A 25,309-nucleotide genomic window follows, 5' to 3' on the forward strand; every position below is an offset into this window, starting at 1 on the left:
TCGGGTCACGGGGAGCCGCCAGTTTGAGGGGGACGTGGGGTCCCTTCGGCGGCACGGAAAGGAAAACGGGTCACGGCAGCCGGCCGCGGCCCGTTTTCCCTGCCCAGCGCCTCTCCTTCCTGTCCAACTCCCATGCGCTGTCTATGAGTTGGGTCAAGTGAACGGAATGCTTCGGCAAGGCGGACGCCAGGATTCCAGTACCCCCCTGGTTGTCACGTACTCAACAAGTCATCGTCTACCGCGTACCACGCACCGCCGCACGCACCCGCACAGCCCTGTTCCCACCCCCCACCCGGAAACCAGGAGCTGCACACATGCGTACGACTCACAGACGGTGGCGCCGCCTCGGCACCGCCTTCGCGGCCACCGCCGCACTCGCCCTCGCCGGCCTCGGCACCGCGGCCCACGCCGACGCCGCCGCCCCCACCGCGAAGGCCACCTGGACCGCCACCCCCTGTGCCACCCCCAAGCACAAGGGCGAACTCGCCTGCCACTCCTTCCGCGTGACCGGCGGGCTCACCGCCTTCCAGAAACAGCAGGCGGCGCGGACCGGCATCACCCCGAAGGCCGCCGACGCCTCCACCCCCTCCGGCTACGGCCCCTCGGACCTCCAGTCGGCCTACGGCCTCACCTCCGCCGCCTCCGCCAACGGCTCCGGCGAGACCGTCGCCATCGTCGACGCCTACGACGACCCGAACGCGGCCGCCGACCTCGCCACATACCGCTCGCACTACGGCCTGCCGTCCTGCACCACCTCCAACGGCTGCTTCAAGAAGGTCGGCCAGACCGGCTCCACCACCTCGCTCCCCACCGCCGACAGCGGCTGGGCCGAGGAGGAGTCCCTCGACCTCGACATGGCCTCCGCCATCTGCCCGAACTGCCACATCCTGCTCGTCGAGGCCACCTCCGCGACCATGGCCAACCTCGGCAAGGCGGTGAACGAGGCCGTCACCCTGGGCGCGAAGTACGTCTCCAACAGCTACGGCGGCTCGGAATCCTCCTCCGACACGTCGTACGACACCTCGTACTTCAACCACCCGGGCGTCGCCATCACCGTCTCCGCCGGTGACAGTGCCTACGGCGCCCAGTACCCCGCCGCCTCCAAGTACGTGACCTCGGTGGGCGGCACCGCCCTGTCGAAGTCCTCCTCCGCCTCCCGCGGCTGGACCGAGTCCGTCTGGAAGACCAGCAGCACGGAGGGAACGGGCTCCGGCTGCTCCGCGTACGACGCCAAGCCCACCTGGCAGACCGACACCGGCTGCGCCAAGCGCACCATCTCGGACGTGGCGGCCGTGGCCGACCCGGCGACCGGCGTCTCCGTCTACGACTCCTACGGCGTGACCGCCGGCTGGTACACCTTCGGCGGCACCAGCGCCAGCTCGCCCATCATCGCCTCCGTGTACGCCCTCGCCGGCACCCCGTCCAGCGGCAGCTACCCGGCCAAGTTCCCGTACACCGCGGCCGGCACCTCCGCGCTGAACGACGTCACCAGCGGCAACAACGGCTCCTGCTCCCCCAGCTACCTGTGCACCGCCGGCACGGGCTACGACGGCCCGACCGGCTGGGGCACCCCCGAGGGCACGGCGGCCTTCACCGGCTGACCGCACCACCGCCTCGCACGTCACAGGCCCCGACGGCACCCGGCCGCCGGGGCCTTGTCCATTTCCCGCCCGTCCCTCATGAGAACATCGTCCCGAAGCCTCACCCGACCGGCCGTCAGAAACCGTGCCAGGTCGTAAAGAGGGACAACGACAGAACCACACGACAGGTTCCGGTCTGACCTCGTTGCCCGGGGTGACCTGCCGTGATACACAGAGTGACCGTACGCGCGATACGTACGAAACCCGCCAGTCAATGACGTCAAGTCGACATACGTCGGCGCCGATGTCGGCGACAATGAGGCCTGACCTCTGCACCCCGCAGGGGGCCAACAGAACTACCCACCAGGGGCGGTGACTTACATGCTTCTCGCGGCCAGCAAGGGTGACATCAACACCATCATCGGCGGGATCGCCCCGAACTGGGGCCCCTTCGGCAGCCTGGGCAACGAGGCGAAGGTGATGATCGAGGTGGTGATGGCGGTGGCCATCCTCCTGTGCCTCGGCATCGCGGTCTGGGGCGCGGCCAAACAGCGCATCGGCGCCACGGCCCTGCGCGACACCTTCAGCGCGGAACAGGGCAAGGGCCTCATCATCGCCGGCCTCACCGGAGTCTTCATCATCGGCTCCCTCGGCACCCTGTTCACGATCGTGTACGGCATGGCGGTCTAGCCACACCTCCCGCCCCTCCGTCCCCCGTCCCCCCGTCTCCACCCGTCCGTCGTGCCCACCGGCTGAGGTTGCGTTTCCCTGATGTCGAGTCACCACACCGCGCCCGCGCGGGAACCAGCACGGCTACCGTCGTATGCCTACGAGGGTGAGGGGGCGTACACGGCATGAATCCCGGAGACGATGGGCCCTACCCCGACTACGACAGCCCCACGGGCCAAACCCGCACCCGCCTCCCCGACAACGACCCCTACGGCGGCGCCCCCCGCCGCCCCACCCGCTCCTCCTCCCGCAGCCTGGTGACCGTGGTGGGCGTGGTCGTCCTGCTGATCGCAGCGATCGCATTCGCCAACCGGGGAGACCACCCGTCCGCCGACACCGCCTCCGACAAGGGCAACAGGCCGACGACGTCCTCGACGGCGGCCAGCGGAACGGAACCGGTGCAGACCAAGGCCAGCGGCGTCCCCACGGGATTCGCCCACACGGAGCAGGGCGCCCAGTCGGCGGCCTCGAACTACGCCGTGGCGCTGGGCTCGACGGGCATGTTCAACAAGGACAGCCGCGACAGGCTGCTCAGCCTCCTGTACACCTCCCAGGCGGCCGACCGGCTCCAGAGCGCGATGGACCAGGCCTACTCGGCCGGCTTTCTCGCCAAGATGGGCCTCGACGCGGCGGGCAACCCGCCCCAGGGCAGCACGTTCGTCTCCCGGATCGTCCCGGCCGGCGCGACAGTGCTGAACTACGCGGACAACGGCGCCCGGGTCGCGGTCTGGTACGTGGGGCTCATCGGCATGGCCGGCAGCTCCTCCACCGACCCCGTCACCTCGTCGTGGAAGACCTGGACGTTCGACCTGCAATGGACCGGCGGCGACTGGAAGATCGCCTCCGACAGCCAGAAGGACGGCCCGGCCCCGGTCCCCGGTGACGACAAGGCCGCCACCTCCGACGAGATCAGCAAGGCCATCGAACAGTACGGAGGGTTCACGTATGCCCGGTAGCCCGCAACGTGCGCTGAAGCTCGCCGGAATCGTGGCGGCCGTGCAGACCACGGCAGTACTGCTGGCCACGCGCGCCGTCGCCGCGCCGTCGCCCACGCCCAACGCCTCCGGCAGCCCGTCGCCCTCGCCGTCGGGCAAGTACAACTGCGGCGTCATCTCCGGCGAGGCCAAGAAGTACTGCGAACGCGGCAACACCTCCAGCGGATCCGGCGGTGCCGTCACCCCGGACACCTCTGCCCAGGACCCCCTCTCCTCCCTCGCCAAAGGCTGTGCCGAAGCCGCCTCCTGGACCATCGACAAGCTCAGCAAGGCCGTGAAGAACACCGCCAACGTCGACTTCACCAACGAGAAGTTCCTTCAGCAGTACGCCGTCGTCTTCGCCGCCTCCACGATCCTCACGCTCCTGCTGTGGCTCCTGGCCGTCGCCAAGCGCGCCGTCCGCGGCGTCCCGCTGACCACCGCCATCTCCGAGGCCATCGGCTTCCTCTGGCTGACCGTCCTCGCCTCCGCCTTCACCCCCCTGATCCTCTACACCGTCGTCTCCGCGACCGACGGTGTCAGCGCCGTCCTCGCGAAGACCACCGGCAACCAGGCCGACGTCTTCTTCGGCACCTTCTCCGGCGCCCTCGGCAAGGGCACCGACATCGGCGGCGGACCGATCATGCTGATCGTCGTCTCCCTGGTCAGCATCCTCGCCGCCGGCGTCCTGTGGCTGGAGCTCGTCATCCGCGCCGCCCTCCTCTACGTCGGCGCCCTCCTCGGCACCGTCGTCTACGCCGGCCTCGTCGACAAGAACCTGTGGGGACACGTCCGGCGCTGGGCCGGCATCATGATCGCGGTCATCCTCGTCAAACCCGTCATCGTGATCGTGCTCGGCCTCGCCGGCGCGCTGTCGAGCGGCAACGGCCCCGACTCCTTCTCCGCCGTCGTCTCCGGCCTCGCCATCATCCTGCTCGCCATCTTCGCCAGCGCGATGATCTACCGCTTCGTCCCCGGCTTCGGCGACGAGATCGCGAACGGCCGCAACAACCGCATCATGCAGGGCGCCGAGAGCAAGGCCGCCGCCGTCATCAGCTCCCCCGCCACCCTCGTCGCCCAGGGCATCAAGACCCACAGCTCCCGCGCCGACAACAACGGCGGCGCGGGCGGCACCAGCAGCAGCACCCCCCGCCCGGCCAACCCCGCCACCGGCGGTGTCGCCGCGCACAGCAGCCGCCCCTCCGGCGGCGGCGGAGCAGTCCCCTCCGCCACTCCCGCGCCCCGCGCGCCCAGCCCGGCCAACACCCCGCACGCCGGCAACGCCCGCAACAACCGTTCAGGAGGTGAAGGGCGTTGACGACCGAGTCCCACCTGTCCCATCCGGTCACGCCCCGCCGTACGTATCTCATCGGCCGCGCCCGGCCCAACGCGATCGTCGGCCGAAACCGTGAGTCCGGCGAGATCGCGCTCATCATCGCGGGCGCGTTCCTCGGCATGATGTGCGGCCTCCTCGTCCCGGTGCTCTCGCTGCGGATCGTGCTGCTCACGGGCTTCCCGCTGATCGCGCTCGCCGCGGTCTACGTGCCGTACAAGCGCCGCACGTTCTACAAGTGGTTCGAGATCAACCGCAGCTACAAGCGCACCGTCAAGAACGGCGCCGTCTACCGCTCCACCGCCATGGAGGCCGGCACCAGCATCGGCGGACGGGAGGTGGAGGTGGGGCCGCCCCCCGGCATCGGGCGGATCACCTGGCTGGCCGCACCCTTCGGCCCCGACGAGATCGCCGTACTGCTGCACGCCGACCGCAAGACCGTCACCGCCGCCATCGAGATCGAGGGCCCCGGCGTCGGCCTGCGCGACTCGGAGGACCAGGAGGCCCTGGTCGACCGCTTCGGCACCCTGCTGAAGCATGTCGCCAACGGCGACGGCTTCGTGACCCGGCTGCAGATGCTCGCCCGCACCCTCCCCGCCGACCCCGACGCCCACGCCAAGGACGTCGCCCTGCGCGGCGACGACCGCGCCCCGGACTGGCTGTCCCGCTCCTACGACCAGCTCCAGTCCATGGTGTCCACCAGCAGCGAGCAGCACCGCGCCTACCTCGTCGCCTGCATGCACTTCACCCGCGAACTGGCCGCCGAGGCCCAGGCCATGGCCAAGGCCGCCCGCCCGCAGTCCGGCCGCAGGCTCGACCGCGACGCCGGGCTCGCCGTCGTCATGGCCCGCGAGCTGACCGACATCTGCTCGCGCCTCCAGGAGGCCGACATCCGCGTCCGCCAGCCGCTCGGTCAGGGACGGCTGGCCTCCCTCATCCACTCCATGTACGACCCGGACCACCCCATCGACCACATCCAGGCGATGACCCAGCGCAACGCCTGGCCGGCCGAGCTGGACGCCATGGAGCCCACCTACCTCCAGGCCAAGACCCGCGAGTCCAACACCCGCGCCCCCTGGTGCCACGCCACCGCCTGGGTGAAGGAGTGGCCGATGACCCCGGTGGGCGTGAACTTCCTCGCCCCCCTCCTCGTCCACACCCCCGACGTCATCCGCACCGTCGCCGTCACGATGGACCTCGAACCCACCGAGATCGCCATCGAACGTATGCTGACCGAGAAGACCAACGACGAGGCCGAGGCGTCCCGCGCCGCCAAGATGAACCGGACCGTCGACCCCCGGGACATCGCCGCCCACAACCGCCTCGACCAGCGCGGCGAGGACCTCGCCAGCGGCGCCGCCGGCGTCAACCTGGTCGGCTACATCACCGTCTCCGCCCGCACCCCCGACTCCCTCGCCCGCGACAAGCGCACGATAAGGGCCTCCGCCGGCAAGTCGTACCTCAAGCTGGAGTGGTGCGACCGAGAGCACCACCGCGCCTTCGTGAACACACTTCCCTTCGCCACCGGCATCCGACGGTAGGGGCTGATTCACCGATGCGGGATCCGCTGTCCGTCCTCACCGACGCCTTCACGTCCTTCCTCTTCGGAAAGGTCGAGACGACCCGTCTCCCGGTCCGCACCTCCACGGGCCAGGCCCAGGCCGTCTACCTGCCCACCGCCGCCCCCGGCCTCGGCGACTCCGGCGTGATCATCGGCCGCGAGGTCTACTCCGGAAAGGGCTACATCTACGACCCCTTCCAGCTCTACGGCCAGCAACTGCCGGCCCCCCACTGGCTCGTCCTCGGCGAGTCCGGCAACGGCAAGTCGGCCCTGGAGAAGACCTACGTCCTGCGCCAGCTGCGCTTCAAGGACCGCCAGGTCGTCGTCCTGGACGCCCAGGGCGAGGACGGCGTCGGCGAATGGAACCTCATCGCGGAAGAGCTGGGGATAACCCCCATCCGGCTCGACCCGACGGCGGCCCTGAACCACGGCATCCGCCTCAACCCCCTCGACCCCTCGATCACGACGACGGGCCAGCTGGCGCTGCTCCGCACGATCATCGAGGTCGCGATGGGCCACGGCCTCGACGAACGCTCCGGCTTCGCCCTGAAGGTCGCGCACTCCTACGTCAACGAGTCGATCGTGGACCGCCAGCCGGTCCTCACCGACATCGTGGAGCAGCTACGGCACCCCGAGCCGGAGTCGGCCGAGTCGATGAACGTCGCCATAGACGACGTACGCGCCTGGGGCCTGGACGTCGCCCTGGTGCTGGACCGCCTGGTCGACGGTGACCTGCGCGGCATGTTCGACGGCCCGACCACGGTCGGCATCGACCTCGACGCGCCCCTCATCGTCTTCGACCTGTCCCACATCGACCGCAACTCCATCGCCATGCCCATCCTCATGGCGATCGTCGGCGTGTGGCTGGAACACACCTGGATCCGCCCCGACCGGAAGAAGCGCATCTTCCTGGTCGAGGAGGCCTGGCACATCATCAACAGCCCCTTCGTGGCCCAGCTGTTCCAGCGCCTGCTGAAGTTCGGCCGGCGCCTGGGCCTGTCCTTCGTCGCCGTGGTCCACCACCTGTCCGACGTGGTCGACGGAGCGGCGGCGAAGGAAGCGGCCGCGATCCTGAAGATGGCGTCGACCAGGACGATCTACGCCCAGAAAGCCGACGAGGCGAGGTCGACGGGCCGCGTCCTGGGCCTGCCCCGCTGGGCGGTGGAGATCATCCCCACTCTCACGCCCGGCATCGCGGTCTGGGACGTCAACGGCAACGTCCAGGTGGTCAAACACCTCGTCACCGAGACGGAACGCCCCCTGGTCTTCACCGACCGCGCGATGACCGAGTCCTCCAGCGACCTCGTCGCCGACGAGGTGCTGCGCGCCGCCGAGCTGGAGGCCGAACAGCGGGCGGCGGCCTTCGTGGAACAGCACCTGGGCGACTCCGAGTCGACGGTGGCGTAGAGGCGCGTAGAGGAAGGGCACAGGCGTGAGACCGGACGACCGCCGCACCGACCGGCGGGAGGGCCAGGGCGGCATCCCCGACGGCCTCCTGGTCGGCATACTCGCGTTCCTCCTCGGCATGACCCTGCTGGTGTGGACGGCCACCGGGCTGGCCGCGCTCTTCACCAAGGGCGCCTGGCCCACGGGGGTCGTCTTCACCCGCACTCCCCTGGCCATGCGCCACCTCATCGGACAGCCCCACGACATCGCCGGCGCCTGGCCCGACACCCCCGCGAACCAGCTGTCCGGCTGGGGCCTGTTCTGGGGCCTGTTCCTCGGCCAGCTGATGATCCTGTTCGTCCTCACCGTGTTCGTGATAGGCGCGGCCGCGCGATGGCGGGCGGGGAGGGCGAGGCGGAAGGCGGAAGGACACGAGGAACCGCGTCCGGAGCCACGCCACGAGGTACCGGTGCCGCGCGGTGAACCGAGACCGGAGCCGGTACCGAGGTCGGAGTCGGTACCGGCTCCGGCTCAGCCGGCGCCCGAGCCGGAGCCGACGGAGATCTTGCGGGAGACGGTGCCGGAAGTCGCGCCCCCCGGCCTCCCGGTCAACGGCGAACCGGTGGGCCGGCGGAACGGAATCCTCGTCGCGCCCAGAGAAGAACGCCGGCCGACCGCGACCCACGCCCTACGCGAGGCGGAAGGCCCCGCCCTCGTCGTCACCTCGAACCCCGCCCTCTGGGCGGACACCAAGGACGCCAGGGCCAAACTGGGCCCCATCCTCCTCTACGACCCCGCGCACCTCTGCGACACGCCGGCCCGCCTCCACTGGTCCCCCACGGCAGGCTGCGAGGACAAGCCGACGGCCCTGAGCAGAGCGACGGCACTCCTCACCCCGGTCCAGCCCACGGCCAAGCTCGACCAGACCGTCACGGACACGGCAACCACGCTCCTGCGCAGCTACCTCCACGCCGCCGCCCTGGAATCCCGCACCATCCGCCACGTCCACCGCTGGGCCCAGGGCACCCAGGTCCAGGACGCCGTACGCACGCTCCGCACCCACCCCAAGGCCGCGGCCGGCTCCGCCGGCGAACTCGAGGCAGCCCTCACCGCGCACCCCGAACGCCGGGACATCGCCCAGGAGTTGATCACGCGCGCCCTCGCCGCCCTCTTCACGGTCAACATCCGCGAGGCCTGCACTCCCAACCGAACTGATGCGCTCGCCTTGGATTCCTTTGTCCACGAAGGGGGCACGCTTTATGTGGTCGGTGAATCCATCGAGGACCCCCGGAGCAACCCCGGCGCGATGCCGCTCCTGACGGCCCTCGTCTCAAGCGTGGTCGAGCGCGGCCGGCGCATGGCCGAACGGTCATCCTCCGGTCGGCTCGACCCACCACTCACCCTGGTCCTGGACGACATCGCGGCCGTCGCGCCCCTGCCCCAACTCCCGGACCTGCTCACCACCGGCTCCGACCGCGGCCTGCCCACCCTCGCCCTGCTCCGCTCCCGCGAACAGGCCCGCTCCCGCTGGCCCCACCAGGAACTGCCGGTCTAGGACCGCCGCCCCAGCACGAACTCCAACTCGTCCTGCTCCTCGTCCTTGACGAACGGCACCGTCACCCCGCTCGGCGCGAAGCCCGCCTTGCGGTACGCCCCCTGCGCCCGCGTGTTCTTCTCGTGCACCAGCAGCCGCACCCGCTGTGCACCGCGCTCCCACGCCCAGGCCACACCGGCGTCGAACAGGGCCTTGATCAGCCCGTTCCCACGGTGCTCGGGCCGGACGTACACCCCGACGACATGCCCCTGCCGCCGCTCGACCGGCGTCCCGGCCCAGTCCTTCGTCCCGGCCTCCTCGATGAGCACGGTCACCGAGCCGGCCCATGACCCGTCGGGCGCCTCGGCCACGAACTGCCGGGCCGCAGCGGACCCCTCACCCGACCCTTCGGCCCGGTCCTGCCAGAAGGCGTCCGCCTTGACCGCGGCCTCCTCGTACGACTCCAGAAAGGCGAGATCCGCCAACGGATCCCGCAACGCCTCAAGCCGCAACTGCTTCACGAGGGGCCAGTCGTCGCGTCGTATGGCGCGGATGACGTAGTCATGATTGCTGCTCATGGGGCCACCGTAGTTCGGCCCGCTGTCAGTGGCATCTCATATTGTGGTCGCCATGACAACACTCCCTCAACGCCCGCACACCGCCCTGCTGGTCATCGACGTACAGAACGGCGTGATGGCCGGCTCCCCCCACCGCGACGACGTCATCGCCAACATCAGCACACTCGTCGGCAAGGCCCGCGCGGCCGACGTTTCCGGTGATCTGGGTGCAGCACTCCGACGAGGAGCTGAAGGAGGGCAGCGAGAACTGGCAGTACGTCCCGGAGCTGGTCCGGCAGGACACCGAGCCCCTCGTGCCCAAGAACTGGATGGACTCCTTCGAGGACACCGAGCTGGAGTCCGTGCTGTCGGAGCTCAAGGTGGGCCGGCTCATCGTCACTGGCGCACAGACCGACGCGTGCATCCGCTCCACCCTGACCTTCTGAAAACGCAGAAAGGCCCACGCCTGATGGCGTGGGCCTTTCCCAAAATTTGTTCGGCGGCGTCCTACTCTCCCACAGGGTCCCCCCTGCAGTACCATCGGCGCTGTGAGGCTTAGCTTCCGGGTTCGGAATGTAACCGGGCGTTTCCCTCACGCTATGACCACCGAAACACTATGAAACAATCAACAACCGTTGGCTGTTCGTGGTTTCAGAACCAACACAGTGGACGCGAGCAACTGAGGACAAGCCCTCGGCCTATTAGTACCGGTCACCTCCACACCTCACGGTGCTTCCAGATCCGGCCTATCAACCCAGTCGTCTACTGGGAGCCTTACCCCATCAAGTGGGTGGGAGTCCTCATCTCGAAGCAGGCTTCCCGCTTAGATGCTTTCAGCGGTTATCCCTCCCGAACGTAGCCAACCAGCCATGCCCTTGGCAGAACAACTGGCACACCAGAGGTTCGTCCGTCCCGGTCCTCTCGTACTAGGGACAGCCCTTCTCAAGACTCCTACGCGCACAGCGGATAGGGACCGAACTGTCTCACGACGTTCTAAACCCAGCTCGCGTACCGCTTTAATGGGCGAACAGCCCAACCCTTGGGACCGACTCCAGCCCCAGGATGCGACGAGCCGACATCGAGGTGCCAAACCATCCCGTCGATATGGACTCTTGGGGAAGATCAGCCTGTTATCCCCGGGGTACCTTTTATCCGTTGAGCGACGGCGCTTCCACAAGCCACCGCCGGATCACTAGTCCCGACTTTCGTCCCTGCTCGACCCGTCGGTCTCACAGTCAAGCTCCCTTGTGCACTTACACTCAACACCTGATTGCCAACCAGGCTGAGGGAACCTTTGGGCGCCTCCGTTACTCTTTAGGAGGCAACCGCCCCAGTTAAACTACCCATCAGACACTGTCCCTGATCCGGATCACGGACCCAGGTTAGACATCCAGCACGACCAGACTGGTATTTCAACGACGACTCCACGAACACTGGCGTGCCCGCTTCAAAGTCTCCCAGCTATCCTACACAAGCCGAACCGAACACCAATATCAAACTGTAGTAAAGGTCCCGGGGTCTTTCCGTCCTGCTGCGCGAAACGAGCATCTTTACTCGTAGTGCAATTTCACCGGGCCTATGGTTGAGACAGTCGAGAAGTCGTTACGCCATTCGTGCAGGTCGGAACTTACCCGACAAGGAATTTCGCTACCTTAGGATGGTTATAGTTACCACCGCCGTTTACTGGCGCTTAAGTTCTCAGCTTCGCCCCACCGAAATGGAGCTAACCGGTCCCCTTAACGTTCCAGCACCGGGCAGGCGTCAGTCCGTATACATCGCCTTACGGCTTCGCACGGACCTGTGTTTTTAGTAAACAGTCGCTTCTCGCTGGTCTCTGCGGCCACCCCCAGCTCTGGCAGCAAGTGCCGTCACCAGACGTGGCCCCCCTTCTCCCGAAGTTACGGGGGCATTTTGCCGAGTTCCTTAACCATAGTTCACCCGAACGCCTCGGTATTCTCTACCTGACCACCTGAGTCGGTTTAGGGTACGGGCCGCCATGAAACTCGCTAGAGGCTTTTCTCGACAGCATAGGATCATCCACTTCACCACAATCGGCTCGGCATCAGGTCTCACCCTGCATGAGTGGCGGATTTGCCTACCACTCGGGCTACACCCTTACCCCGGGACAACCACCGCCCGGGATGGACTACCTTCCTGCGTCACCCCATCACTCACCTACTAACCGCTTGGTCCGGCGGCTCCACCACTTTCCATTCCCCGAAGGGTCCGGAACGGCTTCACGGCCTTAGCATCACGATGCTCGATGTTTGACGCTTCACAGCGGGTACCGGAATATCAACCGGTTATCCATCGACTACGCCTGTCGGCCTCGCCTTAGGTCCCGACTTACCCTGGGCAGATCAGCTTGACCCAGGAACCCTTAGTCAATCGGCGCAAACGTTTCTCACGTTTGTATCGCTACTCATGCCTGCATTCTCACTCGTCAACCGTCCACGACTACCTTCCAGTGCCGCTTCACCCGGCAGACGACGCTCCCCTACCCATCCACACAGGCGTTGGCCCTATTGTGTGAATGACACGACTTCGGCGGTACGCTTGAGCCCCGCTACATTGTCGGCGCGGAATCACTAGACCAGTGAGCTATTACGCACTCTTTCAAGGGTGGCTGCTTCTAAGCCAACCTCCTGGTTGTCTGTGCGACTCCACATCCTTTCCCACTTAGCGTACGCTTAGGGGCCTTAGTCGATGCTCTGGGCTGTTTCCCTCTCGACCATGGAGCTTATCCCCCACAGTCTCACTGCCGCGCTCTCACTTACCGGCATTCGGAGTTTGGCTAAGGTCAGTAACCCGGTAGGGCCCATCGCCTATCCAGTGCTCTACCTCCGGCAAGAAACACACGACGCTGCACCTAAATGCATTTCGGGGAGAACCAGCTATCACGGAGTTTGATTGGCCTTTCACCCCTAACCACAGGTCATCCCCCAGGTTTTCAACCCTGGTGGGTTCGGTCCTCCACGAAGTCTTACCTCCGCTTCAACCTGCCCATGGCTAGATCACTCCGCTTCGGGTCTTGAGCGTGCTACTGAATCGCCCTGTTCGGACTCGCTTTCGCTACGGCTTCCCCACCCGGGTTAACCTCGCAACACACCGCAAACTCGCAGGCTCATTCTTCAAAAGGCACGCAGTCACGAGAATGTGCAAGCACATTCCGACGCTCCCACGGCTTGTAGGCACACGGTTTCAGGTACTATTTCACTCCCCTCCCGGGGTACTTTTCACCATTCCCTCACGGTACTATCCGCTATCGGTCACCAGGGAATATTTAGGCTTAGCGGGTGGTCCCGCCAGATTCACACGGGATTTCTCGGGCCCCGTGCTACTTGGGTGTCTCTCAAACGAGCCGCTGACGTTTCGACTACGGGGGTCTTACCCTCTACGCCGGACCTTTCGCATGTCCTTCGCCTACATCAACGGTTTCTGACTCGTCTCACGGCCGGCAGACCGTGAAAGAGAGATCCCACAACCCCCACGACGCAACCCCTGCCGGGTCTCACACGCCATAGGTTTGGCCTCATCCGGTTTCGCTCGCCACTACTCCCGGAATCACGGTTGTTTTCTCTTCCTGAGGGTACTGAGATGTTTCACTTCCCCTCGTTCCCTCCACACTGCCTATGTGTTCAGCAGCGGGTGACAGCCCATGACGACTGCCGGGTTTCCCCATTCGGAAACCCCCGGATCAAAGCCTGGTTGACGACTCCCCGGGGACTATCGCGGCCTCCCACGTCCTTCATCGGTTCCTGGTGCCAAGGCATCCACCGTGCGCCCTTAAAAACTTGGCCACAGATGCTCGCGTCCACTGTGCAGTTCTCAAACAACGACCAGCCACCCATCACCCCGAACCCATAAGGTCCGAGTGCACTGGGGCCGGCGACTGAGGAGAAGATCAGATCATTCCCTCAGACACCCAACAGCGTGCCCGGCACGACCAGCCGACCAGATCAGCGTTCCACGCCCCGAAGAGCAGTACTAGCGCCTGGTCCGTCCTGGACCGTGCCGAATAATCAACGTTCCACCCATGAGCAACCAGCATCGGACACTCGCCGATGTACTGGCCTCTGACCGAGCAGAGCCCGGTAAGAAGTGCTCCTTAGAAAGGAGGTGATCCAGCCGCACCTTCCGGTACGGCTACCTTGTTACGACTTCGTCCCAATCGCTAGTCCCACCTTCGACGACTCCCTCCCACAAGGGGTTGGGCCACCGGCTTCGGGTGTTACCAACTTTCGTGACGTGACGGGCGGTGTGTACAAGGCCCGGGAACGTATTCACCGCAGCAATGCTGATCTGCGATTACTAGCAACTCCGACTTCATGGGGTCGAGTTGCAGACCCCAATCCGAACTGAGACCGGCTTTTTGAGATTCGCTCCACCTCACGGTATCGCAGCTCATTGTACCGGCCATTGTAGCACGTGTGCAGCCCAAGACATAAGGGGCATGATGACTTGACGTCGTCCCCACCTTCCTCCGAGTTGACCCCGGCGGTCTCCTGTGAGTCCCCATCACCCCGAAGGGCATGCTGGCAACACAGAACAAGGGTTGCGCTCGTTGCGGGACTTAACCCAACATCTCACGACACGAGCTGACGACAGCCATGCACCACCTGTACACCGACCACAAGGGGGGCACTATCTCTAATGCTTTCCGGTGTATGTCAAGCCTTGGTAAGGTTCTTCGCGTTGCGTCGAATTAAGCCACATGCTCCGCTGCTTGTGCGGGCCCCCGTCAATTCCTTTGAGTTTTAGCCTTGCGGCCGTACTCCCCAGGCGGGGAACTTAATGCGTTAGCTGCGGCACCGACGACGTGGAATGTCGCCAACACCTAGTTCCCACCGTTTACGGCGTGGACTACCAGGGTATCTAATCCTGTTCGCTCCCCACGCTTTCGCTCCTCAGCGTCAGTAATGGCCCAGAGATCCGCCTTCGCCACCGGTGTTCCTCCTGATATCTGCGCATTTCACCGCTACACCAGGAATTCCGATCTCCCCTACCACACTCTAGCTAGCCCGTATCGAATGCAGACCCGGGGTTAAGCCCCGGGCTTTCACACCCGACGTGACAAGCCGCCTACGAGCTCTTTACGCCCAATAATTCCGGACAACGCTTGCGCCCTACGTATTACCGCGGCTGCTGGCACGTAGTTAGCCGGCGCTTCTTCTGCAGGTACCGTCACTTGCGCTTCTTCCCTGCTGAAAGAGGTTTACAACCCGAAGGCCGTCATCCCTCACGCGGCGTCGCTGCATCAGGCTTTCGCCCATTGTGCAATATTCCCCACTGCTGCCTCCCGTAGGAGTCTGGGCCGTGTCTCAGTCCCAGTGTGGCCGGTCGCCCTCTCAGGCCGGCTACCCGTCGTCGCCTTGGTGAGCCATTACCTCACCAACAAGCTGATAGGCCGCGGGCTCATCCTTCACCGCCGGAGCTTTACACCGTCAAGGATGCCCAAGACGGTCATATCCGGTATTAGACCCCGTTTCCAGGGCTTGTCCCAGAGTGAAGGGCAGATTGCCCACGTGTTACTCACCCGTTCGCCACTAATCCACCCCGAAGGGCTTCATCGTTCGACTTGCATGTGTTAAGCACGCCGCCAGCGTTCGTCCTGAGCCAGGATCAAACTCTCCGTGAATGTTTACCGGTAATCCGGTCGAACACCACGAGAGCGGAACCAGGAGGAGGAATAGTCCTCCCGGTTCACAGCGTCCTCGCTGTGTTTTTCAAAGGAACCTCGCCCCGGTCGTGATGACCGGAGACGGGGTATCAACTAATCTGGCGTTGATTTTTGGCACGCTGTTGAGTTCTCAAGGAACGGTCGCTTCCTTTGTACTCACCCTCTCGGGCTTTCCTCTGGGCTTCCCTTCGGCGTTTCCGACTCTATCAGATCTTTTCTCGATCCGATTTCCTCGGTGCTTTCCAGGTTCCCGCTCCGCTTTCGCTTCGCGTTTCCCTTTCCGGCGGTTCCGACTCTATCAGATCCTTTCGGTGTCTGACTCCCAGTCAGGGGGGTTTGTCTTCCCGGCCGTTGGGCCGTTCCGACGTCTCAAACCTTAGCGGATCCGCTCGGCGATTCCCAATCGGGGCGCCGGGCTTCCATTCGAATTGAATTCGGGCATGCCGAAATCGACCCGGACGGGAGATCGTGCTGATGGTGTGAGGGGGTGCCGCGTGAAGCGGCGGAGTGTTGCCGGAGAACCGTTACGGCTCGGCGGCAACCCGGAGAACTTTACGGATCCGGCAGGCGAGCGTCAACCTTCGCTGTCAAGATCTTTTCCGCGGCCCTGACGGGGCGGCATCAGTCCAGGTCGGTGAGGCGGCCGCCGGCGTCCGGCTGGGCGTGCTCCACCCGGCGCAGCAGACGGGTGAGGACCTCTCCCAGCACCGCGCGCTCCGCGGGAGTGAGGTCCTGGAGCAGGTCCTCCTCGAAGACGGTCGCCAGGCGCATGGCCTCCAGCCACTTCTCGCGGCCCTCGGGGGTCAGCTCGACGATCACCCGGACGCGGTTCGACTCGTCACGCTCCCGGGTGACGAGCCCCTCGGCGACCATGCGGTCGATCCGGTGGGTCATCGCGGCCGGCGTGAGGCCGAGGCGCTTGGCGAGGTCGCTGGGGCCCATGCGATAGGGCACGCCGGAGAGGACGAGGGCCTTGAGGACCTCCCACTCGGCGTTGCTGATGCCGAGGGCCGAGGTCTGGCGGCCGTAAGCGACGTTCATGCGGCGGTTGAGCCGGGACAGTGCCGAGACGATCTTCTCGACCTGGGGGTCGAGATCGTGGAACTCGCGCTGGTAGGCGGCGATCTGTTCTTCGAGGGTCGGCTCTGTGACGCCGGGGGTGTCGGCCATGGCCGCAGTATCGCACGCAGCTCCTTTGCCTTGAAGTCCTTGATTGTGTAGTCTTTAGCTTCGAACTTTAGCTTCGAAGTCTTCAGATCTAACTTCTTCGGATCTCAGTGGTTGAGAGAGGTGAACGTGACCAGGGCGATGGGCGCAGCGATGCGCCGGATCCACGTGGGTAACGCACTCAGTGCTTTCGGGCTCGGCTTCACGGTCCCGTACCTGTACGTCTATGTGGCGCAGGTGCGGGGCCTCGGGTCGATGACGGCGGGGCTCGTCCTCGCCGTCTTCGCCGTGGCCGCGCTGATAGTGCTGCCGTTCGCCGGCCGGGCGATCGTGCGGCGCGGCCCACTGCCGGTCCTGCTCGCCGCCCTGGTCACCGCCGCGCTCGGCGCGCTGAGCCTGGGGCTGGCGGGCAACGCCACGACCGTACTGCTGTCGGCCGCGGCGCTCGGGGCCGGGCAGGCCGTGATGCAGCCGGCGCTGGCGACGATGATCGTGGACTGCTCGACGGCGGACACGCGCTCGCGTGCGTTCGCGATGCAGTTCTTCCTGCAGAACCTGGGGCTGGGTGTCGGTGGTCTGATCGGCGGCCATCTCGTCGACACCACGCGCGTGTCCTCGTTCACGCTGCTGTTCGCGATCGAGGCGGCGATATTCCTGCTGCTGGTCGTGGTGATGGCGACGGTGCGGATGCCGCACGCGCCGCGGCTGACGGACGCGCCCGCGCCGTCGGCGAAGGGCGGCTGGAAGCAGTTGCTCGGGAACCGGGCGATGGTGCAGCTGTGCGTGCTCGGCTTCGTGCTGTTCTTCGCCTGCTACGGCCAGTTCGAGTCCGGTCTGAGCGCGTACGGCGTCGAGGCCGCCGGGATATCCACGTCCGCGCTGGGGACCGCCCTGGCCGCGAACACGCTGATGATCGTGATCGCCCAGTTCGCCGTGCTGAAGTTCGTCGAGCGGCGTCGGCGCTCGCGCGTGATCGCCGGGGTAGGCCTGATCTGGGCCGTGGCGTGGGTCGCGGCCGGGTACGCGGGGCTGGGGCACGGCAGCCAGGAGATGGCCACGGCCGCGTTCGTCTCGACGTACGCGCTGTTCGGGCTGGGTGAGGCGATGCTGTCGCCGACCGTCGCGCCGCTGGTCGCCGATCTGGCGCCGGAGGGCATGGCCGGGCAGTACAACTCTGCGTTCGCGCTGGTCAAGCAGCTGGCGCTGGCCGTCGGTCCGGCGGTGGGCGGGCCCATGGGTGCCTCGCTGCACGCGCCGTACATCGTGACGTTCCTGCTGTTCTCGCTCGGGATCACCTTCCTGGCGCTGCGGCTCGGGCGGCGGCTCACCACGGTGCAGGACCGGCCGTGGTCGGCGCAGGGCAGCCGGGTGGTCACGCGCGGCGGGGCGCCGGCAGAGCCGGTGGCGGCGGAGGCGTAGCCCCGCGGTCCCGCAGCGGTTCGCGACGGCCGTCGCCTTCGGGTGGCGGCCGTCGCGCGTACCGGTCAGCGGGTTGCCGTCACCAGCGTCACGGTGAAGGGGAGCGTCGCCGTGCCGTCGGGGGCGGTGCGGTCCGCGAGCTGGTCCAGGACCAGGCGGCCCGCGGCGGTGAGGGCCCGCCTGCCGCCGGCCCGGGTGATCAGGCCGCCCCAGAGGGCGGTGAGGTGGCCGGGGGCGTAGGTGTCCAGCGGGCGCAGGGTGATGGCGAAGGTGACCTCGCGGTGGGCCGTGTCGTGGTAGCCGGCCGTGCGGAGGGCCTCGGTGAGCTGGTCGGCGGTGCGGGCGAACGCCCGCGCGAAGTAGCCCGGCGCGTCGGGGCCGCCGTACTCCTCAAGGGCCCGCTGCTGGGCGAGGAAGTAGGGCTGGCGGTCGACGGGGGCCCAGGCGGTCGTGGCGAAACGGCCGGTGGGGCGGGTGACGCGGGCCGTCTCGGCGAAGGCGGCGCCGAGGTCGGGGAAGAACTGGGTGCCCTGCTGGCAGACGACGGCGTCGAAGGCGGCGGTGTCGTAGGGGAGGAGGTCGGCGGGGGCCACCGTGAAGTCGATGTCGGGGTAGAGGCGGGGGTGCTGTTCCCGGGCCACCCGGATCATGCCCTCGTCGATGTCGGCGCCGCAGACGCGGCCGGTGGGGCCGGTGAGGGCGGCGGCCGCGTGGGCGGCGAAGCCGGTGCCGCAGGCGAGGTCGAGGACGGTGGAGCCGGGGCCGAGGTCCACGGCGTCCAGCAGCTCGGCCACGAAGGGGCGCATGATCGGGGCGCTGTAGGCGGCGTACTGCTCCGGGCCGTGGCTCGCGCGGTGTACGTCCGTCAGGGGCGTGTCTGCCATGGGTCAGTGCTTCCCCTGCGTCCCCTGTTTTCCCTTCGGCAGGAGGAATTCGCACCAGACCGCCTTGCCGCCGCCGGGAGTGCGGCGCGAGCCCCAGTTCGAGGCGATCGTCGCGACGATCGCGATGCCGCGGCCGGACTCGTCGGCCGGTTCGGCGCGGCGGCGCCGGGGCAGGTGGTCGTCGCCGTCCGTGACCTCGACGATCAGGCGGCGGTCGGTGCGGCGCAGGCGCAGGCGCATCGGCGGGGTGCCGTGCTGGAGGGAGTTGGCGACCAGTTCGCTGGTGGCGAGGACGCCGAGGTCGTGCAGTTCGGCAGGGAAGCGCCAGCTGGTGAGGACGCCGGAGGCGAAGGCACGCGCGCGTGGGGCCGCTTCCACGCCGCCGAGGAGTTCCAGGGCCGCGTTGCGGAAGAGTTCGCCTGCGGGGCCCGTACGGGCCGGGTGCTGGAGGACGAGGACCGCGACGTCGTCGTCGTGGTCGGCGGTGACGCCGGCCGAGCGGACCAGGCGGTCGCAGACGACCTGCGGGGTGCCGGTGGCGCCCGCGAGGGCGCGTTCGAGTGCCGCGATGCCCTCGTCCAGGTCCTCGTCGCGGCGTTCGACCAGGCCGTCCGTGTAGAGGACGGCCGTCGATCCGGGGCCGAGCGCGATCGAACCCGACGCGTGCATCCAGCCGCCGGTGCCGAGCGGCGGGCCGGTGGGTTCGTCGGCGCGGGAGACCGAGCCGTTCTCGTCGCGGACGAGGATCGGGAGGTGGCCCGCGGAGGCGTACACCAGCCGGCCCTCGTTGGGGTCGTGGACGGCGTAGGCGCAGGTGGCGATCTGGTTGGCGTCGATCTCGGCGGCCAGGCCGTCCAGCAGCTGGAGCACCTCGTGCGGCGGCAGGTCGAGGCGGGCGTACGCCCGGACGGCTGTCCTGAGTTGGCCCATGACCGCCGCCGCGCGCACGCCCCGGCCCATGACGTCGCCGATGACGAGGGCCGTGCGGCCGCCGCCGAGGGTGATGACGTCGTACCAGTCGCCGCCGACCGCGGCCTCGGTGCCGCCGGGCTGGTAGGTGGCGGCGATGCGCAGGTCGTCGGGTTGTTCCAGTTCCTGTGGGAGCAGGGAGCGCTGGAGGGTGACGGCGGTCTCGCGCTGGCGGCGTTCGCTGGCGCGCAGGCGTTCGGCGGCCTCGGCGTGGTCGGTGACGTCGGTGGCGAAGACCAGCACGCCGCCGTCGCGGTCGCCGTCCTCGGCGACGGGGGTGCACGTGAAGGTGTACGACCGGCCGTCGACGGCCTTGCGGGACTTCAGGGTGCGGGGCTTGCCGCTGCGCAGCACCTGGTCGAGGAGCGGGAGCAGGCCCAGCTCGGCCAGCTCCGGCAGCGCCTCCCGCGCGGGCGCGCCCGCCGGTCGTGCGCCGAAGGCCGCGGTGTACGCGCCGTTGACGTACGCGAGGTGGTGGTCCGGGCCGTGCACGAGGGCGACGAGTGCGGGGACGCGGTCGAGGACGTCGCGCGCGGGCAGTTCGTCGACGGCAGGCACCGGGGTTGTGCCGTCGGCCGACTGCTCGGCGCGGGCCGCGGGCACCGAGCCTTCTCCCCGCCGGTCCGTGGGGACCGGGGTCTCGGTCCGCGCGGCGGCGCGGCGCTGCGTTCCGGGGAGCCGGGCGCTCCAGCGCGTGAAGTTCACTGTGGGAAGAGCCTCGTGGGTGCTGTGGGCGGGCGGGTGAACCGTCCGCGGACGTGGGGCAGTCTGGCAGGGTCTTGTCGGGAGCGCAGGGTCTTGCGGGGGCGGGCCGCGGCGACATCCGTCAGACGCCGGAGCGGGCCGTGGAGTTCCTGGGTCCGGTCAGGACGACCCCAACGGGTCGTCCGAGGGATTGTGAGGAGGCTTTCCACCGGCCGCGAGTTCGAACTCCGCTCGGGGATGTTCGAGCGAACCGAGCGAGACGATCTCCCGTTTGAAGAGCCCTGCGAGGGTCCATTCCGCCAGCACGCGGGCCTTTCGGTTGAAGGTGGGCACCCTGCTGAGGTGGTAGACGCGGTGCATGAACCAGGCAGGGTAGCCCTTCAGCCTGCGCCCGTAGACCTGGGCGACGCCCTTGTGGAAGCCGAGGGAGGCGACCGAGCCGACGTACCGGTGCGCGTACGTCTCCAGGGGCTCGCCGCGCAGCGCGTGGGCGATGTTGTCGCCGAGGGTGCGGGCCTGGCGGACGGCGTGCTGGGCGTTGGGGGCGGTGTCGGTGCCGGGTTCGGCGGCGGTGACGTCGGGGACGGCCGCCGCGTCGCCGGCGCCCCAGGCGTGCGCCGCGCCGTCCACGGTCAGCTCGGCCGTGCACTTCAGGCGGCCGCGCGCGGTCAGCGGCAGGTCGGTGGCGGCGAGCACGGGGTGCGGTTTGACGCCGGCGGTCCACACGACCGTACGGGTCGGGAAGCGCTGGCCGTCGCTGAGGACGGCGACGCGGTCGGCGCAGGAGTCCAGGCGGGTTTCGAGCAGCACCTGGATGTTGCGGCGGCGCAGCTGGGTGACGGTGTAGCGGCCCAGCTCGGCGCCGACCTCGGGGAGGACGCGGTCGGAGGCCTCCACGAGGATCCATCTCATGTCCTCGGGGCGGACGTTGTGGTAGTAGCGCACGGCGTAGCGGGCCATGTCCTCCAGTTCGGCGAGCGCCTCGACGCCGGCGTAGCCGCCGCCGAGGAAGACGAAGGTCAGGGCGGCGTCGCGGATCGCGGGGTCGCGGGTGGAGGAGGCGATGTCCAGCTGTTCGAGGACGTGGTTGCGCAGGCCGATGGCCTCTTCGACGGTCTTGAAACCGATGCCGTACTCGGCGAGGCCGGGCACGGGCAGCGTGCGGGAGACGGAACCGGGGGCGAGGACGATCTCGTCGTACGCGAGGAGGTCGGCCGCCGTGCCCTCCTCGGTGGTGGCGGGCGTGGAGACCGCGGCGGTGCGCACCGCGTGGTCGACGGAGATCACCTCGCCGACGACGACATGGCACTGGCGCAGGACGCGGCGCAGCGGTACGACGACATGGCGAGGGGAAATCGAACCGGCGGCCGCTTCGGGGAGGAAGGGCTGGTACGTCATGTAGGGATCGGGCGTGACGACGGTGATCTCGACCTCACCGCGCCTGAGCTCGGCCTTCAGCTTCCGCTGGAGGCGCAGGGCCGTGTACATCCCGACGTAGCCACCGCCGACAACCAGAATGCGCGCACGTTCCTTCACCATCCCATGACGCACCCGGCGCTGTTGTTTGTCCACAGTCCCGGCAATTTGTGTGACCGGCGGGCGCGTGTGCGGTGCGCCGGGGGCGGTCGCCGGGGTGGACGAAAGGGGGCAGGTCAGCGGGGGCGGGTCACAGTGTGCGAAGGTGGGGAATCGGGGCGGATATGACGCGTACTCCGATCGGGGGGCGCGACGAGCGGAACCTGCCCCTTCTGAATTGACTCCCTCTCAACTATGTTCGTGTGTCGACGGGGTGTAGGGAATGTGCTCGAACGGGGCTCGCGACGGGCGGACCCGGTCGAGATCGAAGTGGGTTCCGCGCACTCCGGATGCAGTGACGGGGAGTCTCCGGGGGGAGACGTCATTTACCGGGGGAAAAACATGCATGTTCAGGACACGCATCATTGGTCATCGGCAACCGCAGCCGTCGTCGCACCCGGCGGCGGGGCGGTGAGCGCCGCGGTGGGCAACGGACGCGCGGACGCGTCGCGTACGACACCGCTGCGCGTGGACGCACAGCGCAATCTGGAGCACGTGCTGCGTGCGGCGCGCGAGGTCTTCGGCGAGCTGGGCTACGGCGCGCCGATGGAGGACGTGGCGCGGCGCGCGCGGGTCGGTGTCGGCACGGTGTACCGGCGCTTTCCCAGCAAGGACGTACTGGTCCGGCGGATAGCCGAGGAGGAGACCGCGCGCCTGACCGATCAGGCGCGCACCGCGCTCGGGCAGGAGGACGAGCCGTGGTCGGCGCTGTCCCGCTTCCTGCGGACGTCGGTGGCGTCCGGGGCGGGGCGGCTGCTGCCGCCGCAGGTGCTCGCCGGCTCCGCCGGTTCGGCCGAGGGGGGCGCTTCCGCAGGCCCTGCCGAGGAGCCGCGGGTGCCGCAGCAGCGGGTGCAGCCGGCCTCCGGTGAACTGCGGCTGGTGTCCGGGCAGTCCGCGGGAGCCGGCGGGTCCGACGACGGCGGGGTCGGCGCACTGCTCGACGTGGTCGGCCGGCTGGTCGACCGGGCCCGGGCCGCGGGCGAGCTGCGGGCGGACGTGTCCGTCGGGGACGTACTGCTCGTGATCGCCACGGCGGCACCGTCCCTGCCGGATGCCGCGCAGCAGGCGGCGGCGTCGGCGCGGCTGCTGGACATCCTGCTGGAGGGGCTGCGGTCGCGGCCCGCGTAGATCGGTTGCGTTCGGCCGCCCGCACCCGCCCGTGACGGTTTCACGGGCGGGTGCGGGCGCGTCGGGTTCGCCCGTTCGGATGATGTTCGAGGGGGCGGGTTGACCATGCCCCTCGGATGAGTGGATGCCGTGCACGGGGGTCGTTGAACAAAAGACAGTGTGGCACTCTGTGCCGGTGACGGTTTGGGCTGGGCCGGCGTCGGGGGCTTTCCGCGATGGGCGTTGAGGGGCAGGACGAGTCACGCGGTGACGACGCGGGCGCGGCGGCCGCGGAGACCACTGCGGAGACCCCGCCCCAGGTACCGAGCCAGGGCGGTCCGAGCCGGGGCGGTCGCACCGCCGCCGGGAGCGTGCCGGCCCAGCGTGAGGGCAGCGTCCTGCCGCCGCCCCGGGGGATGCCGCCGGGCGACGCCGAGCTGATCGAGCGGATGCGCGGGGGCGACGACTCCGCGTACGAGGAGCTGTACCGGCGGCACGCCGATGCCGTACGGCGTTACGCGCGGACCTGCTGCCGCGACGGGCACACCGCGGACGACCTCACCGCCGAGGTCTTCGCCCGCATGCTGCAGGCCGTGCGCGGCGGGGCCGGGCCCGAGCACGCCGTACGGGCCTACCTGCTCACCTCCGTACGCCGCGTCGCCGCGAACTGGACCAAGTCCGCCCGGCGTGAGCACCTCGTCGACGACTTCGCCGTCTTCGCCCAGCACGCCTCGCGCGCGTCCGAGGTGCCGGACGACGCCTCGTCCATCGGCTCCTTCGGCGCGGGCCTGGACCTGGGCGCCGACGTGCGCGCCATGCGGGAGGCCGAACAGTCCATGGCCATGCGGGCGTTCCGCTCGCTGCCCGAGCGCTGGCAGGCCGTGCTGTGGCACACCGAGGTGGAGGACGAGTCCCCGAGCGAGGTGGCCGTGCTCTTCGGGCTGGACGCCAACGGCACCCGGGTGCTCGCCAGCCGCGCGCGCGAGGGGCTGAAGCAGGCCTATCTCCAGGCCCACGTCAGCGCCACCCTCGCCGGTGACGAGGAGTGCGCCCGCTACGCCGACCAGCTCGGCACGTACGCCCGCCGCAAGCTGCGCATCCGCGCCGAGCGGGGGCTGCGCAAGCACCTGGAGGAGTGCGCCAAGTGCCGGCTGGCCGCCGCGCAGATCGAAGAGGTCGCGAGCGGCATCCCCGGTGTCGTCCCGGTCGCGGTCATCGGCTGGTTCGCCACCGCCGGGTACGCCAAGGCGCTCGGCATCGTGGCCGGCAGCGCCTCGGCCGGGGCCGCCGGGGTCGCCGCCGCGGCCACCGGCTCGTCCGGCGGGGCGGGCGGCGCGGGCGGGGCCGCGGCGTCGGAGGGGCTCGGGGCGCCGGTGAAGGCGGGGATCGCGGCCGGTGTCGTCGCGGTGGCCGCCGCCGCGGTGGCGCTGGCCCTGGCCAACGACAGCCACCCGCCGACCAAGGAGATCGCGAGACCGGCGCCGTCCGCGCCGGCCGTACGGCCTCCGGCGCCGCGGCCGACCCCGTCGAGGCACACGCCGGCCCCGCCGCCGGTCGTGCCCGCCGCCGAACCGACCCCGACACCGACCCCCACGCCGAAGCCCACGCCCACGCCGGCCCCCAGGCCGAAGCCCACACCGACTCCGACTCCGACGCCTTCGCCGAGGCCCACGCCGACACCGACCCCGACGCCCACTCCACCGCTGGCGCCCACCGTCTACGAGATGAACGAGCTGAGCTACGACGTCGACGGCGACGGCACCCGGCCCGAGATCCGGCTCGGCGAGAGCAGCTGGGTGTGGCAGCGCTACGGCATGTCGATCGGCGGCGTGCGGTACGCGCGCGGGGTCACCGTGAACGGCGAGTCCTCCGTCACCATCACCCTGAACCGGCAGTGCACCGCGTACGACGCGCAGGCCGGTGTGGACGACATGACGCTCGGCCTCGGCAAGGTGTCGTTCTCGGTGTACGCCGACGGGGTCCGGCTGTGGCGGTCCGGCATGGTCAAGGGGCGCGACCAGGCCGTCCCCGTCCATGTGGACCTGACCGGGCGCACAACCGTACGGCTCGTCGTGGAGCCGCACAGCAACGTCTTCGACCAGGCGGCGCTCGCGGACTGGGCACAGTCCCGGTTCACCTGCCGGTAGCC

The 25,309-nt window shown here is 68.4% G+C and carries 15 protein-coding genes, 3 rRNA genes and 1 pseudogene; 11 read left to right on the forward strand and 8 right to left on the reverse strand.

Annotated elements, in window-relative coordinates:
- The first annotated feature begins 314 nt into the window (after positions 1–314).
- From AC4OXY_RS24795 to AC4OXY_RS24825, 7 genes are all read left to right on the forward strand, one after another.
- Positions 315–1,601 carry a S53 family peptidase gene (locus tag AC4OXY_RS24795; protein WP_356020565.1) on the forward strand — a complete coding sequence of 429 codons (1,287 nt, stop codon included), beginning with the start codon at positions 315–317 and terminating at the stop codon, positions 1,599–1,601.
- Between the two features lie 360 nt (positions 1,602–1,961).
- Entirely contained in the window at positions 1,962–2,270 is a 309-nt protein-coding gene (locus AC4OXY_RS24800) for a DUF8827 family protein (RefSeq protein WP_356020567.1), read from the forward strand.
- A 164-nt stretch (positions 2,271–2,434) separates the two neighbouring features.
- Positions 2,435–3,265, forward strand: coding sequence for a DUF8175 domain-containg protein (locus tag AC4OXY_RS24805; RefSeq protein ID WP_491991091.1), 831 nt, complete (start codon positions 2,435–2,437; stop codon positions 3,263–3,265).
- Entirely contained in the window at positions 3,255–4,601 is a 1,347-nt protein-coding gene (locus AC4OXY_RS24810) for a hypothetical protein (RefSeq protein WP_356020572.1), read from the forward strand. The genes AC4OXY_RS24805 and AC4OXY_RS24810 overlap by 11 nt, the downstream gene beginning before the upstream one ends.
- The gene (locus AC4OXY_RS24815) at positions 4,598–6,157 is read left to right on the forward strand and encodes an SCO6880 family protein (RefSeq protein ID WP_356020574.1); all 1,560 of its coding nucleotides are present in this window, start codon (positions 4,598–4,600) and stop codon (positions 6,155–6,157) included. Before AC4OXY_RS24810 ends, AC4OXY_RS24815 begins: the two co-directional genes overlap by 4 nt.
- Positions 6,158–6,171: 14 nt before the next feature.
- Entirely contained in the window at positions 6,172–7,584 is a 1,413-nt protein-coding gene (locus tag AC4OXY_RS24820) for an ATP-binding protein (protein ID WP_356020577.1), read from the forward strand.
- A gap of 25 nt (positions 7,585–7,609) precedes the next feature.
- Entirely contained in the window at positions 7,610–9,118 is a 1,509-nt protein-coding gene (locus tag AC4OXY_RS24825) for a type IV secretory system conjugative DNA transfer family protein (RefSeq protein ID WP_491991092.1), read from the forward strand.
- On the opposite strand, the gene AC4OXY_RS24830 is transcribed toward AC4OXY_RS24825, so the two are convergent.
- On the reverse strand, positions 9,115–9,675 hold the full coding sequence (locus AC4OXY_RS24830) for a GNAT family N-acetyltransferase (RefSeq protein ID WP_362816995.1): 561 nt from the start codon (positions 9,673–9,675) through the stop codon (positions 9,115–9,117). The two genes, AC4OXY_RS24825 and AC4OXY_RS24830, sit on opposite strands and share 4 nt — an antisense overlap.
- 52 nt (positions 9,676–9,727) lie before the next feature.
- On the opposite strand from AC4OXY_RS24830, the pseudogene AC4OXY_RS24835 reads away from it, so the two are divergent.
- Positions 9,728–10,091 (forward strand): annotated as a pseudogene (locus AC4OXY_RS24835) (cysteine hydrolase family protein); the annotation flags it as partial.
- 57 nt (positions 10,092–10,148) lie between these two features.
- Here the strand turns inward: AC4OXY_RS24835 and rrf are convergent.
- The 4 genes from rrf to AC4OXY_RS24855 all read right to left on the reverse strand — a co-directional run bounded on the left by rrf (position 10,149) and on the right by AC4OXY_RS24855 (position 16,504).
- A 5S ribosomal RNA gene (rrf, locus tag AC4OXY_RS24840) occupies positions 10,149–10,265 on the reverse strand.
- A gap of 70 nt (positions 10,266–10,335) precedes the next feature.
- Positions 10,336–13,454 (reverse strand): 23S ribosomal RNA (locus AC4OXY_RS24845).
- A gap of 312 nt (positions 13,455–13,766) precedes the next feature.
- Positions 13,767–15,292, reverse strand: a 16S ribosomal RNA gene (locus tag AC4OXY_RS24850).
- Together the 16S, 23S and 5S rRNA genes form the textbook arrangement of a ribosomal RNA operon.
- A gap of 663 nt (positions 15,293–15,955) precedes the next feature.
- Entirely contained in the window at positions 15,956–16,504 is a 549-nt protein-coding gene (locus tag AC4OXY_RS24855) for a MarR family winged helix-turn-helix transcriptional regulator (RefSeq protein ID WP_356029965.1), read from the reverse strand.
- 126 nt (positions 16,505–16,630) lie between these two features.
- On the opposite strand from AC4OXY_RS24855, the gene AC4OXY_RS24860 reads away from it, so the two are divergent.
- Positions 16,631–17,920: an MFS transporter gene (locus tag AC4OXY_RS24860; protein WP_402067419.1), complete on the forward strand. Its 1,290-nt coding sequence runs from the start codon at positions 16,631–16,633 to the stop codon at positions 17,918–17,920.
- Positions 17,921–17,985: 65 nt separating this feature from the next.
- On the opposite strand, the gene AC4OXY_RS24865 is transcribed toward AC4OXY_RS24860, so the two are convergent.
- The 3 genes from AC4OXY_RS24865 to AC4OXY_RS24875 all read right to left on the reverse strand — a co-directional run bounded on the left by AC4OXY_RS24865 (position 17,986) and on the right by AC4OXY_RS24875 (position 22,017).
- A complete protein-coding gene (locus AC4OXY_RS24865; RefSeq protein ID WP_491991093.1) occupies positions 17,986–18,804 on the reverse strand; it encodes a class I SAM-dependent methyltransferase in 819 nt (272 codons plus the stop codon).
- A 3-nt stretch (positions 18,805–18,807) separates the two neighbouring features.
- Positions 18,808–20,478, reverse strand: coding sequence for an ATP-binding SpoIIE family protein phosphatase (locus AC4OXY_RS24870; RefSeq protein ID WP_376287763.1), 1,671 nt, complete (start codon positions 20,476–20,478; stop codon positions 18,808–18,810).
- 159 nt (positions 20,479–20,637) lie between these two features.
- Positions 20,638–22,017, reverse strand: coding sequence for an NAD(P)/FAD-dependent oxidoreductase (locus AC4OXY_RS24875; RefSeq protein ID WP_376287765.1), 1,380 nt, complete (start codon positions 22,015–22,017; stop codon positions 20,638–20,640).
- Between the two features lie 378 nt (positions 22,018–22,395).
- Here AC4OXY_RS24875 and AC4OXY_RS24880 point away from each other — a divergent pair, with 378 nt between their 5' ends.
- On the forward strand, positions 22,396–23,181 hold the full coding sequence (locus AC4OXY_RS24880; protein ID WP_362823521.1) for a TetR/AcrR family transcriptional regulator: 786 nt from the start codon (positions 22,396–22,398) through the stop codon (positions 23,179–23,181).
- A 215-nt stretch (positions 23,182–23,396) separates the two neighbouring features.
- Positions 23,397–25,307: a sigma-70 family RNA polymerase sigma factor gene (locus tag AC4OXY_RS24885; RefSeq protein ID WP_376287767.1), complete on the forward strand. Its 1,911-nt coding sequence runs from the start codon at positions 23,397–23,399 to the stop codon at positions 25,305–25,307.
- Positions 25,308–25,309 lie beyond the last annotated feature (2 nt).

This window comes from Streptomyces sp. HUAS MG56 (assembly GCF_058673395.1).

Bases quoted from the DNA above. Each gene is read 5' to 3' on its own strand.
- AC4OXY_RS24795 (WP_356020565.1), top strand. From the start codon at position 315: ATGCGTACGACTCACAGACGGTGGCGCCGCCTCGGCACCGCCTTCGCG.
- AC4OXY_RS24800 (WP_356020567.1), top strand. From the start codon at position 1,962: ATGCTTCTCGCGGCCAGCAAGGGTGACATCAACACCATCATCGGCGGG.
- AC4OXY_RS24805 (WP_491991091.1), top strand. From the start codon at position 2,435: ATGAATCCCGGAGACGATGGGCCCTACCCCGACTACGACAGCCCCACG.
- AC4OXY_RS24810 (WP_356020572.1), top strand. From the start codon at position 3,255: ATGCCCGGTAGCCCGCAACGTGCGCTGAAGCTCGCCGGAATCGTGGCG.
- AC4OXY_RS24820 (WP_356020577.1), top strand. From the start codon at position 6,172: ATGCGGGATCCGCTGTCCGTCCTCACCGACGCCTTCACGTCCTTCCTC.
- AC4OXY_RS24830 (WP_362816995.1), bottom strand. From the start codon at position 9,675: ATGAGCAGCAATCATGACTACGTCATCCGCGCCATACGACGCGACGAC.
- AC4OXY_RS24855 (WP_356029965.1), bottom strand. From the start codon at position 16,504: ATGGCCGACACCCCCGGCGTCACAGAGCCGACCCTCGAAGAACAGATC.
- AC4OXY_RS24865 (WP_491991093.1), bottom strand. From the start codon at position 18,804: ATGGCAGACACGCCCCTGACGGACGTACACCGCGCGAGCCACGGCCCG.
- AC4OXY_RS24875 (WP_376287765.1), bottom strand. From the start codon at position 22,017: ATGGTGAAGGAACGTGCGCGCATTCTGGTTGTCGGCGGTGGCTACGTC.
- AC4OXY_RS24880 (WP_362823521.1), top strand. From the start codon at position 22,396: ATGCATGTTCAGGACACGCATCATTGGTCATCGGCAACCGCAGCCGTC.
- AC4OXY_RS24885 (WP_376287767.1), top strand. From the start codon at position 23,397: ATGGGCGTTGAGGGGCAGGACGAGTCACGCGGTGACGACGCGGGCGCG.